Annotated in this window: 18 protein-coding genes; 8 read left to right on the forward strand and 10 right to left on the reverse strand. The window is 66.1% G+C overall.

Features of this window, described 5'->3' with window-relative positions; all coding sequences use genetic code 11:
• Positions 1–8: 8 nt before the first annotated feature.
• A complete protein-coding gene (locus tag IWX65_RS11495; protein WP_196882975.1) occupies positions 9–380 on the reverse strand; it encodes a DUF1622 domain-containing protein in 372 nt (123 codons plus the stop codon).
• Between the two features lie 145 nt (positions 381–525).
• Between IWX65_RS11495 and IWX65_RS11500 the strand changes: the two genes are divergently transcribed.
• Together IWX65_RS11500 and IWX65_RS11505 are read left to right on the forward strand one after the other, a co-directional pair.
• Positions 526–2,535: a M3 family metallopeptidase gene (locus IWX65_RS11500; RefSeq protein ID WP_196882976.1), complete on the forward strand. Its 2,010-nt coding sequence runs from the start codon at positions 526–528 to the stop codon at positions 2,533–2,535.
• A gap of 13 nt (positions 2,536–2,548) precedes the next feature.
• Positions 2,549–3,259 (forward strand): GNAT family N-acetyltransferase, encoded by a 711-nt coding sequence (locus IWX65_RS11505; RefSeq protein WP_196882977.1) that lies wholly within the window; start codon positions 2,549–2,551, stop codon positions 3,257–3,259.
• A gap of 129 nt (positions 3,260–3,388) precedes the next feature.
• Here the strand turns inward: IWX65_RS11505 and pdxS are convergent, their stop codons facing one another.
• From pdxS to thrS, 4 genes are all read right to left on the reverse strand, one after another.
• Complete coding sequence (pdxS, locus tag IWX65_RS11510) at positions 3,389–4,303, reverse strand: pyridoxal 5'-phosphate synthase lyase subunit PdxS (protein ID WP_196882978.1); 915 nt, start codon at positions 4,301–4,303, stop codon at positions 3,389–3,391.
• 92 nt (positions 4,304–4,395) lie between these two features.
• Positions 4,396–5,013 carry a phosphatidylinositol phosphate synthase gene (pgsA, locus tag IWX65_RS11515; RefSeq protein ID WP_196882980.1) on the reverse strand — a complete coding sequence of 206 codons (618 nt, stop codon included), beginning with the start codon at positions 5,011–5,013 and terminating at the stop codon, positions 4,396–4,398.
• A gap of 3 nt (positions 5,014–5,016) precedes the next feature.
• Entirely contained in the window at positions 5,017–5,628 is a 612-nt protein-coding gene (locus IWX65_RS11520) for an HIT family protein (RefSeq protein WP_196882982.1), read from the reverse strand.
• Positions 5,628–7,637 (reverse strand): threonine--tRNA ligase, encoded by a 2,010-nt coding sequence (gene thrS, locus IWX65_RS11525; protein ID WP_196882983.1) that lies wholly within the window; start codon positions 7,635–7,637, stop codon positions 5,628–5,630. The genes IWX65_RS11520 and thrS overlap by 1 nt, the downstream gene beginning before the upstream one ends.
• A gap of 263 nt (positions 7,638–7,900) precedes the next feature.
• Here thrS and IWX65_RS11530 point away from each other — a divergent pair, with 263 nt between their 5' ends.
• Positions 7,901–8,059, forward strand: a complete 159-nt coding sequence (locus IWX65_RS11530) for a hypothetical protein (protein ID WP_196882984.1) — start codon at positions 7,901–7,903, stop codon at positions 8,057–8,059.
• A gap of 51 nt (positions 8,060–8,110) precedes the next feature.
• Here the strand turns inward: IWX65_RS11530 and IWX65_RS11535 are convergent, their stop codons facing one another.
• Positions 8,111–8,410 (reverse strand): chorismate mutase, encoded by a 300-nt coding sequence (locus IWX65_RS11535; RefSeq protein WP_196882985.1) that lies wholly within the window; start codon positions 8,408–8,410, stop codon positions 8,111–8,113.
• Between the two features lie 103 nt (positions 8,411–8,513).
• Here IWX65_RS11535 and IWX65_RS11540 point away from each other — a divergent pair, with 103 nt between their 5' ends.
• The 3 genes from IWX65_RS11540 to IWX65_RS11550 all read left to right on the forward strand — a co-directional run bounded on the left by IWX65_RS11540 (position 8,514) and on the right by IWX65_RS11550 (position 10,552).
• On the forward strand, positions 8,514–8,771 hold the full coding sequence (locus IWX65_RS11540; RefSeq protein ID WP_334683821.1) for a mycoredoxin: 258 nt from the start codon (positions 8,514–8,516) through the stop codon (positions 8,769–8,771).
• Between the two features lie 66 nt (positions 8,772–8,837).
• Positions 8,838–9,923 carry an S-(hydroxymethyl)mycothiol dehydrogenase gene (locus tag IWX65_RS11545; protein ID WP_196882986.1) on the forward strand — a complete coding sequence of 362 codons (1,086 nt, stop codon included), beginning with the start codon at positions 8,838–8,840 and terminating at the stop codon, positions 9,921–9,923.
• The gene (locus IWX65_RS11550; RefSeq protein ID WP_196882987.1) at positions 9,923–10,552 is read left to right on the forward strand and encodes an MBL fold metallo-hydrolase; all 630 of its coding nucleotides are present in this window, start codon (positions 9,923–9,925) and stop codon (positions 10,550–10,552) included. The genes IWX65_RS11545 and IWX65_RS11550 overlap by 1 nt, the downstream gene beginning before the upstream one ends.
• Before the next feature lie 53 nt (positions 10,553–10,605).
• Here IWX65_RS11550 and IWX65_RS11555 read toward each other — a convergent pair whose 3' ends face one another.
• From IWX65_RS11555 to IWX65_RS11565, 3 genes are all read right to left on the reverse strand, one after another.
• Positions 10,606–11,337 carry a lipoate--protein ligase family protein gene (locus IWX65_RS11555; RefSeq protein ID WP_196883037.1) on the reverse strand — a complete coding sequence of 244 codons (732 nt, stop codon included), beginning with the start codon at positions 11,335–11,337 and terminating at the stop codon, positions 10,606–10,608.
• 99 nt (positions 11,338–11,436) lie between these two features.
• On the reverse strand, positions 11,437–12,468 hold the full coding sequence (locus IWX65_RS11560) for an aldo/keto reductase (protein WP_196883038.1): 1,032 nt from the start codon (positions 12,466–12,468) through the stop codon (positions 11,437–11,439).
• A 65-nt stretch (positions 12,469–12,533) separates the two neighbouring features.
• Positions 12,534–13,310, reverse strand: a complete 777-nt coding sequence (locus IWX65_RS11565) for a thioesterase family protein (RefSeq protein ID WP_196882988.1) — start codon at positions 13,308–13,310, stop codon at positions 12,534–12,536.
• Between the two features lie 134 nt (positions 13,311–13,444).
• On the opposite strand from IWX65_RS11565, the gene IWX65_RS11570 reads away from it, so the two are divergent.
• Entirely contained in the window at positions 13,445–14,962 is a 1,518-nt protein-coding gene (locus IWX65_RS11570) for a DHA2 family efflux MFS transporter permease subunit (protein WP_196882989.1), read from the forward strand.
• A gap of 65 nt (positions 14,963–15,027) precedes the next feature.
• Here IWX65_RS11570 and IWX65_RS11575 read toward each other — a convergent pair whose 3' ends face one another.
• Positions 15,028–15,885, reverse strand: a complete 858-nt coding sequence (locus IWX65_RS11575) for a Rieske 2Fe-2S domain-containing protein (protein WP_196882990.1) — start codon at positions 15,883–15,885, stop codon at positions 15,028–15,030.
• 252 nt (positions 15,886–16,137) lie between these two features.
• Between IWX65_RS11575 and ypfJ the strand changes: the two genes are divergently transcribed.
• Positions 16,138–17,040 carry a KPN_02809 family neutral zinc metallopeptidase gene (gene ypfJ / locus IWX65_RS11580; RefSeq protein WP_196882992.1) on the forward strand — a complete coding sequence of 301 codons (903 nt, stop codon included), beginning with the start codon at positions 16,138–16,140 and terminating at the stop codon, positions 17,038–17,040.
• Positions 17,041–17,048 lie beyond the last annotated feature (8 nt).

Here is a 17,048-nt window from a genome sequence, read left to right on the forward strand (position 1 = left end):
GCGCTTCGCTAGGGGGTGTTCAGCGCCGGGGGCGTGGTGGGCTGCTTCTGCCAGGGCCACCGCCCGGTGATCTCGAGTTCCAGGGAGAAGCTGAGGAACGTCCGGATCAGCACGATCAGCGCAAGTACGCCCACCGACTCGAACGTCGGTGTCACCGCGACCGTCCGGATGATGTCGGCAGCCACGAGCAACTCGAGGCCGAGGAGGATCGATCGCCCCAAGCGGCGGCGGTACTGCTCATAGACGTCGTTTCCCGCACCCCTCCGGAGCAGTGCCATCGCCGCAAGCAGCGTCGCCACCGCCGCGCCGATCACGATGGCCACCACCCCCGCCGCGTCGACGGCTTTGCCGAACCCCTCCATGACCTCTTGGAATTCCATTTCCGACTCTCCTTCGTTCCGACCCGACTCCGGCCATAGGACCTGCACCCGACCCTATGCCGGGCATCCCACTACCCCAACCGAGATACCAAGCACCGCACGCCTTCGCCCCCGGAAGCGCGGGAACGTGCAAAAGTTGGTTACTATGAGCAACCCTTTCTTCTCCCCGAGCACCCTCCCCTACCAACTGCCACCCTTCGAGGACATCCTCGATGAGCACTACCTTCCCGCATTCGAGGCAGGATTCGCAGCGCACCTCGAGGAAATCCGGGCAATTACAGCCAACCCGGACGCGGCAACCTTCGACAACACCGTGCTGGCATTCGAACGGGCCGGACAGGTACTCGACCGTGCTGCCGGCGCCTTCTACAATCGGTCCTCGGCACACTCGACTGCCTCGATCCAGGAACTCGAGACCGGGATCGCTCCACGCTACGCCGCCCACCAGGACAACATCTTCCTGAACCGGGAGCTCTTCCAGCGCCTCAGCGCGGTGTCCGTGGACGGGCTCGACGCCGAGTCCGAGCGCCTTGTCGAGGAGTACCGCCGGAGCTTCGTGCGCGCGGGCGCCATGCTCGACGACGCCGCCCAGACGCGGCTGCGCGAACTGAATACCGAACTGTCCGGGTTGAGCACCGACTATCAGCAGCGCCTGCTGAAGGACACCAACGCGTCAGCGCTCCTGCTCGACGCGGCCGAGGATCTGGATGGTCTCTCGGCGGATGACATCTCGTCCGCCGCGGGTGCCGCCGAAGCAGCGGGACACCCGGGTAAGTTCCTGTTGACGCTGATTCTCCCGACAGCGCAGCCTGCTCTCGAGAACCTGACGAACAGGGAGGTCCGGCGTCGGCTGCACGACGCATCCGTTCACCGCGGCTTCAAACCCGGAGACCTGAACACGCTGGAGCTTGCTGCGCGCATGGCGACCCTGCGCGCGGAGCGGGCGGCGCTGCTCGGTTTCGAGAACCATGCGGCTTCCGCGACCGACAACCAGACGGCGCCTTCTCTCGATGCAATTCTGGACCGGATGCGCGAGCTGGCCGTTCCGGCGCTGCGCAATGCGCGTGCTGAGGCGACCGAACTGGAGGCCGAAGCAGGTCATTCGATCGAGGCATGGGACTGGGACTTCTACTCGGCGAAGGTCCGTTCCCGGAAGTACGACGTGGACCTTGGGGGGCTGCGTCCCTACTTCGAGCTCGAGCGCGTGCTGCAGGACGGCATCTTCTATGCCGCGAACAAGCTGTACGGGCTGACGTTCACTGAACGCACGGATCTCATCGGCTACCACCCGGAAGTGCGCATCTGGGAAGTGTTCGAGGAAGACGGCCGCGGCCTCGGACTCTTCCTCGGCGACTATTACACGAGGGATACCAAGAACGGGGGCGCCTGGATGAACTCCTTCGTGGAGCAGTCCGCACTGAACGGCACCCGCGCCGTCGTGGTCAACAACCTGAACATTTCGAAGCCCGCTCCGGGTGAGCCGACCCTGTTGACCTTCGACCAGGTCACCACGGCCTTCCACGAATTCGGGCATGCCCTCCACGGCCTGTTTTCCGACGTCACGTACCCGACGTTCTCCGGCACGAGCGTTCCCCGGGACTTCGTGGAGTACCCATCGCAGGTCAACGAGATGTGGATCCTCTGGCCGGAGATCGTCGGGAACTACGCACGTCACCACCAGACCGGCGAACCGCTTCCGAGGGAGACGATCGACCGGATCGTTGCTGCCGGAACCTGGGGCGAAGGTTTCGAGACCACCGCGTACCTGGGTGCGACCCTGCTTGATCTTGCGTGGCATTCGATCCCGCCGGGTACGATCATTGAGGATCCGCTGGCCTTCGAGGAGCAGGCCCTCAAGAATGCCGGCCTCGACTATGCACCCATTCCCCCGCGCTACCGCACCGGATACTTCAAGCACATCTTCGCCGGCGGCTATGCGGCGTCGTACTACGCCTACATCTGGAGCGAGGTACTGGACGCCGACACCGTGGAGTGGTTCAAGTCCTCGGGGGGCCTGAGCAGGGAGAACGGCGAGCATTTTCGCCGCGAGCTCCTGTCACGGGGAAACAGTATCGATCCACTACAGGCGTTCCGGAACTTCCGTGGGCGCGACGCCGACATCGCGCCGTTGCTGAAGCGGCGCGGCCTAGCCTGAACCGGAGCCTCCCATGGTGACCATCGCCCAGTGCCAGCGCCTGCAGACCGCCTGGTTCGCGGCACTGGCGAACGCCACCGGGGGAAAGACCTTTTCGACGCACGGTAGTACCTGGGCCTGGCTTCCAGCGCGCCGCGAGCTGATGCTGATGTTTCCGGAGCGGATCTCGGCGGCCGGCGTGCGTCCCGCACTTGCCGAGGGGGCGCGTCTCGGTGCCGCCACGGTCGGCGTCTGGCTCAACGGATCCGTCGACAGCGCCGGCCTCGCGGGGCTGGGATTCGAACCGGGGTGGCAGCCGTGGTGGATGGCGGCGCCGGTCGCCGCTCCGGCGTCGTACGACGCCGGAGCGGCGCGTCTGACTACCGCGGTGGCAGAGTACCGGGGACCGCTCGCGCGGGAGCTGCGCGTGGTGAACGGGCAGCCGAGGCAGGCCTGGCACGCGGAGATCCGCACCAGCGAGGGGATCTCCGGCGCCGCCTATTCTTTCTACCCGTCCGGTATGCACGGGCTGGAAGGCCTGGGCGGCATTTTCAACATGGAAGTGCTTCCCGAATACCAGCGCCGGGGATTCGGCACCGCACTGCTCAGCCGGTCAGCGCGGGCCGCCGAAGAGGCAGGGGCCCGCCACCTTGCGCTCAACGCGACGCCGGAGGGCTTCGCGTTGTATTCGCAGCGCGGGTTCAGCCTGGTGGGGCGCGGAAGGACGCATTGGCTGACGCTCTAGCTGTGCCTCGTCGGCACATCGGCTGGCTGAGGAACGGTTGGTCGATGAACGGCGCAAACGACGGAAGCGCCGGTGGGAACCGGCGCTTCCGACGTTTGCAGAGACGTTTTGTGGCCCGCGAACCAGCTATTACCAGCCGCGCTCCGCCAGGCGGTGGGGCTGCGGGAGTTCATCGACGTTGATGCCCACCATCGCCTCGCCGAGGCCCCGCGAGACCTTGGCGATCATGTCGGGGTCATCGTGGAACGTGGTCGCCTGGACGATCGCGTTGGCCCGCTCGGCAGGGTTGCCGGACTTGAAGATACCGGAGCCCACGAACACGCCGTCAGCGCCGAGCTGCATCATCATGGCTGCGTCGGCAGGGGTGGCGATACCACCGGCGGTGAAGAGCACTACGGGCAGCTTGCCGGCCTTCGCCACTTCCTTGACCAGTTCGTATGGTGCCTGGAGCTCTTTCGCCGCGACGTAGAGCTCGTCGTCGGCCATGGAGGACAACCGGTTGATCTCCGAGCGGATCTTCCGCATGTGCATGGTGGCATTGGAAACGTCTCCCGTACCGGCCTCGCCCTTCGAGCGGATCATCGCGGCACCCTCGTTGAGGCGTCGGAGGGCTTCTCCGAGGTTGGTTGCGCCACAGACGAAGGGAACGGTGAATTTCCACTTGTCGATGTGGTTGGAGAAATCGGCGGGAGTAAGGACCTCGGATTCGTCGATGTAGTCCACACCGAGTGACTGCAGAACCTGCGCCTCGACGAAATGCCCGATACGGGCCTTGGCCATCACCGGAATGGAGACCGACGCGATAATGCTGTCGATCATGTCGGGATCGCTCATCCGCGAGACGCCGCCCTGCGCCCGGATGTCAGCGGGAACCCGCTCAAGCGCCATGACTGCCACTGCGCCGGCATCTTCGGCGATACGGGCCTGCTCCGCGGTGACGACGTCCATGATGACGCCGCCCTTCAGCATCTCTGCCATTCCGCGCTTGACCCGGTTACCGCCGGTCTGGACCGTGGCTGTCGAGTTCTCTTCAACGCTGGACACAACTTGCCCCTAAAAAGTAGATAAAGGATAACAATCCATGATACGCCCGGGGCACGTCGCGCTGAACCCCACCTTCGCGCCGGGCGGAACGCTCAGGCGCTGTTCGGCGCGAGCGCCTGCCGCCGTACGGTTGCCACCCGTTGGAAAACAGTCACGAGGCTTGCCAACGCCAGGAGGATGAGCACGGTCAGCAGGAACCCGACCGGCAGGCCGAGACCGGTGAGGCCGGTGGCAACAAGGACTGTGACAAGCCGCTCCGCGCGCTCGGCAATGCCGATGTCGGCCGTGAAACCCAATGACTCGGCCTTGGCGCGCGCATACGAGACGAGCATGCCGAGTACCAGGCACAGCAGGGCCGCGACGGCCACTGCCGTGGAATTTCCGCCGGTGAAGAACCAGAGGGCGACGCCGGCGAACACTGCGCCGTCGGCCACCCGGTCCAGCGTCGAATCGAGGAAGCTCCCCCATCGACCGCTCTTGCCCAGAATACGGGCCATGATGCCGTCCAGCAGGTCGGAGAAGACGAAGAGCGTGATGAAGAGGGTTCCCCAGAACAGCTCACCGAGCGGATAGAAGACCAGCGCACCGAGCGTGACACCGAGCGTCCCGGTGATCGTGACGGCGTCCGGGGAGACGCCCCATTTCAGCAGCAGCCTGGCCGGCGGGGTGAGTAGCGTCGTGAAGAACGTCCTGGCGTATTTGTTCAGCAACGTTCAGCCCGTTCCTTCGGCGGCACCCGGCAAGGCGCCGTTCGGGGCCGGGAAGTTCGGCCAGGCCGCCGCCAACTGGCTTCGCACCTCGCCCAGCGTCTGGGTGACGGCTTTGGTCTGGGCGATGATAGGAAGGAAGTTCCCGTCGCCTCCCCACCGCGGCACCACATGCTGGTGCAGGTGGGCCGCAATCCCGGCTCCTCCCGTGACACCCTGGTTCATGCCGAGATTGAACCCGGTGGCGCTCGAAACCTGCCGCAGCACCCGCATCGCGGTCTGGCTCAGGGCGGCGATTTCGGCTGTCTCGGCGACGTCGACGTCGGTGTAGTCAGGCACATGGCGGTAGGGGCAGATCAAGAGGTGGCCCGGGTTGTAGGGGTACAGGTTGAGCACCACATAGGCGTGGACGCCGCGGTGCACGATGAGGGAGTCCTCGTCGCTCCTGCCGGGCGCGAGGCAGAACGGACAGGTGGCCTCCGACTTGACCTGGTCCTGCCCGCGCTTGATATAGGCCATGCGGTGGGGCGTCCACAGCCGCTGGAACGCATCCGGCACGCCCGGGATCTCGAAGTCATCCGTGATGCTCCCGTCCTGCGGACCCCCATGCCCGACCATCAGATCGACGCGTCCCTCGTGCGCACAGCCTCCACGATGCGCCGGACCGCCTCGGCGACCGGCACCTGGTTGTCCTGCCTGCCGTCGCGAAAGCGGAAGGAGACGGCACCGGCGTCCTGGTCCTCGCCTCCGGCGATCAGGACGAAGGGCACTTTCTCCTTGCTCGCCGTCCGGATCTTCTTCGGGAAACGGTCCGAACCCGCATCCACCTGGGCGCGGATGCCCTCGGCCTTCAGCTGGTCGACGACGTCGAACAGGTAATCGTTGAACGCCTCGGCCACGGGAATGGCCAGCACCTGGACCGGCGCCAACCAGGCCGGGAATGCGCCTGCGTAGTGTTCGGTCAGTACGCCCATGAACCGCTCGATCGAACCGAAGAGAGCCCTGTGGATCATCACTGGACGCTGGCGCGTTCCGTCTGCCGCCTGGTACTCGAGCTCGAAGCGCTCCGGCAGGTTGAAGTCCAGCTGGATCGTGGACATCTGCCAGGTGCGCCCGATAGCGTCGCGCGCCTGCACGGAGATCTTCGGGCCGTAGAAGGCGGCGCCGCCCGGATCCGGCACGAGGTCCAGCCCGGAGGCCTCCGCCACTTCGGCGAGGGTACGGGTGGCCTCATCCCAGATCTCGTCCGACCCGACGGACTTCTCCTCGTTCTTCGTGGACAGTTCGAGGTAGAAGTCGTTGAGGCCGTAGTCCTTGAGCAACCCCAACACGAAATTCAGCGTTGCGGTGAGTTCGTCCTTCATCTGGTCGCGGGTGCAATAGATGTGGGCGTCGTCCTGCGTCATGCCGCGCACGCGCGTCAGGCCGTGCACCACCCCGGACTTCTCATACCGGTAGACCGAGCCGAATTCGAACAGGCGCAGCGGAAGCTCCCGGTAGGACCGCCCGCGTGACCGGAAGATGAGGTTGTGCATGGGGCAGTTCATGGGTTTCAGGTAGTAGTCCTGGCCGGGCTTGCGCACCGAACCGTCCTCGTTGAGTTCCTCGTCCACGTGCATGGCTGGGAACATACCGTCGCGGTACCAGTCGAGATGGCCCGACACCTCGTACAAATGTCCCTTGGTGATGTGCGGGGTGTAGACGAACTCGTACCCGGCGTCGGTATGGCGCTGGCGTGAATAATCCTCCATGGCCTTCCGGATCACCCCGCCCTTCGGGTGGAAGACGGGCAGGCCCGACCCGAGTTCGTCGGGAAACGAGAACAGGTCCAGTTCGGAGCCGAGCCGACGGTGGTCGCGCCGCTCGGCCTCGGCGATGCGCTCCTGGTAGGCCTTCAGTGCGTCCTTCGTGGGCCACGCGGTTCCGTAGATCCGCTGCAGCTGCTTGTTCTTCTCGCTCCCGCGCCAGTAGGCGGCGGCCGAACGGGTCAGTGCATAGGCGTTCGAGATCAGCTTCGTGTTAGGCAGGTGCGGCCCCCGGCAGAGGTCCTGCCAGATGACGTCGCCGGTCTTGCGATCGACGTTGTCGTAGATCGTCAGTTCTCCCGCCCCCACCTCGACCGATGCGTCGTCGTCGTCGCCCGCTGCGCCCTTCAGTCCGATCAGCTCAAGCTTGTACGGTTCGTTCGCCATGGCCTCGCGGGCCTCGTCCTCCGAGACTTCGCGCCGGACGAACAGCTGATTGGCGTTGACGATCTTCAGCATCATCTTTTCGAGCTGCTTCAGCTCATCGGGAGTGAAGGGTTCCTCGACGTCGAAATCGAAGTAGAAACCGTCGGTGATATAGGGACCGATTCCCAACTGGGCACCGGGCCGCAACTGCTGCACCGCCTGGGCCATGACATGCGCGGCGGAGTGGCGCAGCACCTCGAGGCCGGCCGGCGAATCGATGGACACGGCTTCGACCCTCGCGCCGTCGGTCAGCTCGCGGGCGAGGTCCCACAGGTCTCCATCGACGCGGGCGACGACGACGTCGCGACGTTCCCGGAACAGTTCCGCTCCCGTAATGCCCGGAGTCGCCTCAAGCTCTTCGCCATCGACGACGAGGGTAATAGGGGGCGCTGACACGATGGTCTCCTAGGGATGCTGGAACTGCAGGAACATACCGGATCCGCAGGTTACGGCCGGGGGCATACCCTCCAGATTCTCCGGCGGGCGGCTCCTGTCGATCGTATCGGTTGGCCAGTAGGCCCACCAACCAGCCACGGCGCGGGAACGGTTCGATCCATCTCGGCAACGCCCGGCGAGGTTCGGTGCCACGCCTTGAGCGACAGGGCGCCAGCTCGAGGCATCTCTGGCGGGGCCGACGCCGGGTGTGGAAGTATGCGGGCATGACACTCGACACCACGCCTTCCGCCGTGCAGCCCACGCCCCGCGATGACGACTTCCTGCGCGTGCCCTTCTGGATCGTCCTTGCCGGCGTAGGAGTTGGTGCTTTCTGGACGTTGGCCGGCGTGCTCATCGGTGCGAGGCTCGCCACCCGACGTTGATCCCTGGTCCTTTTCCTGCAGGAGGTCCTTTTCCTGCAGGTCTTGGGGTTGTCAGACCTCGCGGCGCACCTGGAGCTCCAGTTCGATGAATGCCGAAATCATGGCCCGGTAGGTTTCCTCGACGACGGTCGGGTCGACCCCCTGTTTCTCGGCATATCCGCGCACGTTGCTGATGACCTGCTCCACGCGGGCAGGTGCACGCACGGAGGCGTCGTCGTGCTTGAGCGCTCCTGCGCGTCGCACCAGGCGCTCACGGCGGGAGATCAGGGCGACCATCTGCTCGTCGACCTCGTTGATCGCCTCGCGCACGGCGTTGAGCTTTCCTGCGGTGTCTGTCGTGTCATCGGCCATGGAGTGAGACTATCGACATCGTCCAGGAATTGATTGCCCGTTCCCGTGGTTGACGCTTGTGCACGATTCAAGACGTGCACCTGAATCCAACCCAAGGAGCACCGTGGACTATACGCCCGACGCAGGAACCATCACCATGTTCTCGACCACGTGGTGCGGGTATTGCCGGCGACTCAAGTCGCAGCTGGACGCGCAGGGCATCGGCTACCGCGAAATCAACATCGAGGACGTCGAGGGAACGGCGGAGCTCGTCGAGTCGCTGAACGGTGGGAACCAGACGGTTCCGACGGTCCTCTTCCCTGATGGTTCAGCGGCCACGAACCCTTCCCTCAGCGAGGTCAAAGGCCGCCTGAGCGTATAGGGCTCCGCCCGAATATGCTGGAACAGGCCGATCATCGGCCAGCTCCCACCGAGAGGACGTCCCGTTATGGCCCATACAGTCCAGGCTGTTGTAGTTCGAGAGAAGAACGCCCCGGCAACCGTCGAAGCGATCCTCGTCCCCGACCCCGGCCCCGGCGAGGCGCTCGTGGACATTCTGACGTGCGGTGTCTGCCATACCGATCTCCACTATCAGCAGGGCGGCATCAGCGACGACTTTCCCTTCCTCCTGGGGCACGAGGCCACCGGCGTGGTCAGCGCGGTGGGCGACGACGTCACCTCGATCGCGCCCGGAGACCGCGTCATCCTCAACTGGCGCGCGGTGTGCGGTGAATGCCGCGCCTGTCGCCGTGGAGAGCCGCAGTACTGTTTCAACACGCACAATGCCACCCAGAAGATGACGCTCGAGGACGGCACTGAGCTGTCGCCCGCCCTCGGCATCGGTGCCTTCGCGGAGAAGACACTCGTCGCTGCGGGGCAGTGCACCAAGGTCGACCCCGACGCCGACGCCGCCGCCGTGGGCCTGCTGGGCTGCGGCATCATGGCGGGCATCGGCGCCTCGATCAACACCGGCAACGTGCAGCGTGGTGACTCGGTGGCCGTCATCGGATGCGGCGGTGTGGGCATCGCAGCGATCGCCGGAGCGAAACTCGCGGGAGCGACGACGATCATCGCCGTCGACATCGACTCGCGGAAGACCGGACTCGCGATGGGCCTCGGGGCCACGCACGCCATCAACTCCAAGGAGGAGGACCCCGTCGAGGCGATCCGGGCGCTGACCGGGGGCAACGGAGCCGACGTCGTCATCGACGCCGTCGGCCGCCCCGAAACCTACCGGCAGGCGTTCTACGCCCGCGACCTTGCGGGCACCGTGGTGCTGGTGGGCGTGCCCACCCCCGACATGACGATCGAACTGCCGCTCCTCGACGTGTTCGGCCGCGGCGGGTCACTGAAGTCGTCCTGGTACGGCGACTGCCTGCCGAGCCGGGATTTCCCGATGCTGGTCAGCCACTATCTGCAGGGCAACCTGGATCTGGATGCCTTCGTCACCGAGCGGATCCGACTCGACCAGGTGGAGGAAGCCTTCTCCAAGATGCATGACGGCACCGTGCTGCGCTCGGTGGTGGAGCTCTGATGGCGGCGCGGATCGAACACCTCGTGACATCGGGAACGTTCTCGCTCGACGGCGGCACCTGGGACGTCGACAACAACGTGTGGATCGTGGGAGACGACGTCGAATGCGTGGTGATCGACGCCCCCCATGACGCCGCCGCCATTGTCGACCAGATCAACGGGCGGGCCGTGAAGGCCATCCTGCTGACGCATGCGCACGATGACCACATCCGCGCGGTCGGCGAACTGTTCGACGCCGTCCACGCACCCATCTACCTCCACCCGGAGGACCGCGTGCTGTGGAACCAGGTGTTTCCCGGGCTGAGTCCCGACCAGGAGATTCTCGACGGCGATACCGTCGAGGTAGCCGGCGTCACGTTGCGGGCGCTGCACACCCCAGGGCACTCCCCCGGGTCGGTGTGCTACTTCCTCGAGGAAGCCGGCACGGTCTTCACCGGGGACACGCTGTTCCAGGGCGGACCCGGCGCCACCGGGCGTTCCTACAGCCACTTCCCCACCATCATCGAGTCGATACGGTCGAAATTGCTGACGCTTCCCGCGGACACCATCGCCCGGACGGGTCACGGCGACAGCACGACGATCGGTGCCGAGGCTCCGCAGCTCGAGGAGTGGATCGCCCGGGGACACTAGCGTGCGGTCCGGCAGCAGGGACCTGCCCGCTCATCCGGCGGGCAGGTCCTCGACTACCGCAGATCCACCGTCCGGGCGTAGGCTCTCAGCACTGCGGCTTCGACGTCGTCCACTGTGATGCCCGGCACGAGGTCTTCGGCGGCACCTGCGGTCCGGGGATCCCAGTCCAGTCCCAGTGCCGAGTAGGCGGAGGTCAGAGCGCGCCGGATCGGCGCCGAGTCCTCGACCACGATCACCGAAGAGAACAACCAGGCACCGGAGATGACCCGCTGCGCCGTGCCGACCAGTTTCACGCTGAGCGGTTCGGCCGGGGGCCGGTGGTCGCCGGTCCCGTGCACGCTGAACTCACCCGGACAGTACTCCCCGGGAATCTCGCCGACGGCGGCGTCGATCCCGAGGTCCTGCAGGGATTCGGCGAAAAGATCCCCGAAGGCCAGGAAGCGTGCCTTCGTCCGGGCGACTGCGTCGGCGTGCGGCTCCACATGGTCGACGACGAGGCAGCCCTGGTGATAGGCGGCCGCACGGCCGCCCGCCCGGCGGACCAGCGGCGCGAAGCCCTGGTCCAGGCAGGCAGCTGCAGCCGCAGGAAATCCCGGCAAGCGGGAATCCCGCTGCCCGAAGGCCACGGTAGGAGCGGGACGGTATAACCGCAGGGTTGCACCCGTGGTACCCGCCGCAACCTCGCGGAGCAGCCCGATCCCCGCGTCAAGGTCCTCGGCTGCTCCGGCTGATTCCCCTTGTCGCTGGACGGTGAGAGTGCCGGAGCCCGACCACGCGTTCGTCATGTGGCCGGGCTCCATTTCGTGCGTCACCTGCAACAGCTGGGATCTAGTCCCTCATTTATACCTTTTTCTTCGGCACCGCCGGCTGATCGGGAGCTCGAGCTAGCGGCCGGCGTCGATCTTCCTGCTCCGCTGCTCGATCCCAGGGGTGCCGTAGGGGTAGTCGCCGAAGGTGGGTGCGCTCACGGTGTCGAGCAGTTCCATCTCCTCGGAGGACAGCCGGAGCGAGGCTGCTCCCAGGTTGTCGGCGAGCTGTTCCTGCGTGCGGGCTCCCAGGATCACCGACGTGACTGCCGGCTTTGCAGCGACCCAGGCGAGCGCGACGCGGGACGGCGTCACCTTCCGCTGCGCGGCGAGGTCCACCACCGCGTCGACGATGCGCCAGGTGCGTTCTTCGGAGTTGCGCTTGTCCCAGGCCTCCATTCCCCTCGCCGGGTCCTCCCCCAGACGGGTCCTGCCGGTGGGCGAGGTGTCCCGCTTGTACTTCCCGGTCAGCCAGCCACCGCCCAGCGGCGACCAGGGCAGCAGGCCCATACCGGCGTCGAGCGCTGCCGGGACGATCTCCGCCTCGATCTCGCGCACCAGCAGGTTGTACTGGGGCTGAAGCGTGACCGGCAGGCTGAAGCCGCGCGACCGGGCCGTGAGGACCGCCTTGGTGAGCTGCCAGCCGGTGTAGTTGGAGAAGCCGTAATAGCTGATCTTGCCGCTCCGCACCGCTTCGTCGAGGAAGCCGAGTGTCTCTTCAAGGGGTGTCAGCGGGTCCCATGAGTGCACCTGGTAGAGGTCGATGTGGTCGACTCCCAGGCGGGTCAGCGACGCCTCGAGGGCGCGTCGCAGGTGGCGCCTGGAGAGCCCGAGGTCATTGACCCCCTCGCCCATCGGAAAGCGCCCTTTCGAGGCAAGAACCATGGCGTCCCGCTCGGTCGGGTTCTTCGCCAACCAGGATCCGATGATCGTTTCCGACGCACCGGCCGTGTAGACGTCGGCGGTGTCGATCAGGTTCCCGCCCGCGGCAGCGTAGTCGTCCAGGACGGCGTGGGACTCGGCTTCATCCGATTCGGCACCGAACGTCATGGTGCCGAGCGCGTAGGCGGACACGGCGGTTCCGCTGTTGCCCAGTTTCCGGTACTCCATCATTGATCTCCCTTGGTGTTCGTGGTGGTGATGCCTTTGGAAAGCGTAGTCGGGTCCGGGCGACGTCAGAGTTTGCGCAGGGTGAGGATCTGCTCGGAGCGGCCGAAGGGGCCGGCTGCGTCGTGCAGCACGGACGACGTCAGCCCCACCCCGTTGGTTCCGAAGGTGACGCGCGTATCGAGGCCCAGCCACTCGCCCGCCGGCATGCGATGGAAGTGCAGTTGCAGGTCGACGTTGGGGAACATCCAGCTACCTGGTCCTGGAGGCACCCTGGTGGCGATCCCGTTGGCGGCGTCGGCCATTCCGACGAGCCGCACCAGGTCCGGTGAGGAGGTGTCCTCGAGCATCGGGTACGGGGTTCGGAGCCACACCTGGCCACGGCCGGGCCGGTGGCCTTCCACCACCCGGAACTCCAGCGACTCGATGTATCCACCGGGCCACTGGGTCATTCCGTCGAACGGGCCCGCCTCTTCCGGGCCGGGCATGGGGGAATCCTCGACGGCGGCAACGACGGCGGTGTCCCCTGCTGCGAGGCGCCAGGCCCGTGCCTGGAGAATGGGCCTGCCCTCCACCGACATCTCGGCCTCGAGCAGCTCGATGGTGCGCCCCGGGCGGACGGTCCGGGTCGCGACGGCGAACTTGCCGGCGGGAATTATGCCGAGGATCTCGAAGCTGATGCGTGCCAGCTGCATCCCCGGGCGCGGTTCGTGGTCGAGGAGGCACTGGGTCAGCAGGCCGGAAATCGGGGCCATGTGCTGCTCCTCGGGGTTCCAGGCGCCCTGCGCGTGGATCGTTGATTCGAAGCGCCCGGGCGCCAGGGTGCGGTAATAGGAATCGGTCATGGGAGCAGTCCTTGGTGCGAAGCAGGAATAGAAGGGAATGTCGGGGGCGTTGTCGCCACCGATAGCCCTGTGCTCGGAACGAGTAGGTGTGGCGTACCCATTTTCTGATCCTCCCATGCTCTGAGAGACATTCCATGCCGCAAAGTCCACCTTCCCAACTCGCGGGCGCCAAACCAGCCGACATTCCCACTCCCGCCCTTTCGGCCCCGCTCGGCCGCCCGACCGGCGATGCGGACACCGAGGCACGCAACAAGCTCGTGATCACCCTGCTGCTGATTTCCGCCTTCGTGGTGATCCTCAACGAAACCATCATGGGCGTTGCAATTCCCCGCCTCGTATCGGACCTCGGAATCACCGTGGGCGCCGGCCAGTGGCTCAGCACCGCCTTCATGCTCACCATGGCCGTGGTCATCCCGGTGACCGGATTCCTCCTGCAGCGCTTCCATACCCGACCGGTCTTCCTGGCCGCAATGGCCCTCTTCAGCCTGGGTACCCTCGTGGCAGCCCTCGCGCCCGGCTTCGGGATCCTCATCGTTGGCCGCGTCATCCAGGCCAGCGGGACCGCCATCATGATGCCCCTCCTCATGACCACCGTCATGACCCTCGTACCGCCGGCGTCGCGCGGCAGGACCATGGGCAACATCTCGATTGTCATCTCGGTGGCCCCCGCCCTCGGCCCGACCATCTCGGGCGCCATCCTGAGCGTGCTCGACTGGCGCTGGATCTTCTGGCTCGTCCTGCCGATCTCCCTGGGAGCCCTCGCCATCGGCGCGGCGAAGATGCAGAACGTCACCACTCCGAAACGCTCGTCCATCGATGTTCTCTCGGTAGTCCTGTCGGCGCTCGCCTTCGGCGGCATCATCTTCGGCTTCAGCCAGCTCGGTGAGGCATCGGAGGGCAGCGCTCTGCCGCCCTGGGCGCCGCTCGCCGTCGGACTTGTCGCCCTGGCACTCTTCGTGATCCGGCAGATCGTGCTTTCACGCAGGGACAGCGCCCTGCTCGACCTGCGCGTGTTCACCTCGATGAATTTCACGGTGTCGATCATCGCCATCGCGGTGAGCATGATGGCATTGTTCGGGACCATCATCCTCCTGCCCATCTATGTGCAGAACGTTCTCGGGATGGACCCGCTGGCGTCCGGGCTGCTCCTGCTGCCGGGCGGCCTGGCCATGGGACTGCTGGGGCCCGTCGTCGGGCGTGTCTACGACCGTCACGGACCACGCATCCTCCTCGTTCCGGGCACGCTGCTGGTGAGCGCCGTGTTCTGGGCCCTGACGCGGGTGACCGAGTCGACGCCGGTCCACCTCGTGCTGATCGCCCACGTGGTGCTCAGCATCGGCCTGGCCCTGATCTTCACTCCCCTGCTGACCTCCGCGCTCGGGTCGGTCAAACCCGCACTGTATTCGCACGGAAGCGCTATCTTCGGCACCACGCAGCAGCTTGCGGGCGCCGCGGGAACGGCGCTGTTCATCTCGGTGATGACCCTCCAGTCCACGGCGCTCGCGTCCGACGGCGTCGCGCAGATCCCTGCCATGGCGGGCGGCATCCGCGCCGCCTTCCTGTACGGAGCGGTGATCTTCCTGGTGGCCGTCGTGGCATCGTTCTTCGTGCGGAAACCGGCATCTAATGACGCCCCGTCGCCCCTGCACTGACGCACTACCCGGAAAGCCCCGCCCGAACTGGAAGCAGTTCCGGGCGGGGCTTTTTGCCGGGCGGGTCAGGACATCGGTTGCCGCAGCTCGATGAAGCCGTCGCTCGTCACACGGGTCTCGAAGACGGGCTGCGGCACACTCGCCGGCCCGCGGTAATTCTTGCCGTCGTCGAGCCGGAACATGCTCTGGTGCCAGGGGCACACGATGCAGCCGTCCTTCACCGTCCCGTCCTCGAGGGGACCACCCAGATGGTTGCAGACGCTGTCCATGGCGGTGAGCTTCCCGTCGTTGCGCAGGAGCAGGATCGGCACACCGTTGACCTCGGTCGTATGGCGTCCGCCTTCGACGACGTCGGCGTCGCTCGCGACCCGGGTCCACTCCGTCGGTGCCTCGTGCCAGGCGGTGCGGTTGACATTCACGCCACTGCCGTAGGCCAGGTGGCCACCGAGGTAGGCGCTGAAGCCCATGGATCCGAGGCCGGCGAGGCCGAGGAGCTTCCCCAGCGCGTGGTGGTCCTTGACCCGCGCAATCGAGGACGCCCCGTAGAGCACCAACGCGACGCTGTTACCGACCGCGTGCACGAAACCGACCCGGCGCTCCTTCCCCTGGGTGTCCGACCAGTCGTGCAGTCCGGTGACGGCGGCGGGCACCGCGGAGGCGAGGCCGACGTTCACCAGGAGACCCGCCGCATGACGCGAATTCCTTCCCCCCGCGAAGTCGAGGAACGAAGCCATGAGCCAGGCCCCGGCGGGAACGACGATCAGCACCGGGTGGACGGAGTGCCCGATCGCGGCACCGCTCAGGGTGTTCCGGATGTGTCGCGGCTGGACGGCCTTGCTCACCGCTGCGGCAACCGGGTCCGCGACCTTGTCGAGCGGCTTGAAATGCTCGAGGCTGTCAATCAGTATGTGCAGAATATTCATCCGATGCTCCTCCGTGCCCGCGAATGGGCAGTCCGGCGCCGCTCCGTCCGGGCGGGCACTCGTCTGCGGTTCCCACAGTTCCAGCACCTTGGGATACTGGCAAGCGAACGGTCGGGGGAGGTTCTCCTTGGCGTGGTGGCCGCACGGTGCCAGAATGCTGTGCCGGCGGGTGTACGCACCGGTCTCATCGACTAGTGGTACTACTCGCCGTACGTGTCCAGCGGATACCCTAAGGGAGCTTATTGTTGATCCATGAGTTTCAACGACAACACCCGCCTCGACCCCTCTCGCGTCAGTGACCGGCGGGGCCGTGGACGGGGCGCGGCCGTAGGCGGAGGCGTGGGCGGCGGGCTCCTGCTGATCCTCTCGCTGATTTTCGGACCGGACGTCGTGAACCAGCTCGGTCTGCAGGACGGCACGACTTCCGGCCAGGAGCAGGGCAGCGAAACCGATGCGATCAACGCCTGCCAGACCGGAGCCGATGCCAACGAGCAGCTCGACTGCCGCATCCTGGGCACAGCCGAGAGCCTCGACAGCTTCTGGCTTCCGTACCTCGACCAGTTCGGTATTCAGTACGTCCAGCCCGGCGTTGTCCTCTTCACCGGCCAGACCAGCACGGGGTGCGGAAATGCCACGAGTGCCGTCGGGCCGTTCTACTGTCCCGCAGACCAGCAGACGTACTACGACACGGCCTTCTTCGATGACCTCGTCACGCGGTTCGGCGCCTCCAGCGGTCCCCTCGCCCAGGAATACGTGGTGGCGCATGAGTTCGGCCACCACATCCAGAATCTGATCGGCACCCTCGACGCCGCGCAGCGCGATCCGCAGGGCCCGGAATCCGGTGGGGTCCGGGTGGAACTGCAGGCCGACTGTTTCGCGGGCATGTGGGCGGCCCACGCCACAACGAGTCCCGATGCGGAGACCGGAGAGCCGTTCCTGCTGCCCTTTGCCGCGTCAGACCTTCAGGATGCCCTCTCGGCCGCCGCTTCCGTGGGCGATGACCGTATTCAGGTGGCCGCAACGGGGCAGGTCAGTCCCGAGGGCTGGACGCACGGGTCAAGTGCGCAGCGCCAGGCATGGTTCTCCCAGGGGTACGAAACGGGCGATCTCCAATCCTGTGACACCCTCTCCGCGCCGGACCTCGACCGTCCCTGAGCCGCCCG

Source organism: Arthrobacter sp. CAN_A214, from assembly GCF_015751955.1.
Classification (GTDB): Bacteria; Actinomycetota; Actinomycetes; order Actinomycetales; family Micrococcaceae; genus Arthrobacter_D.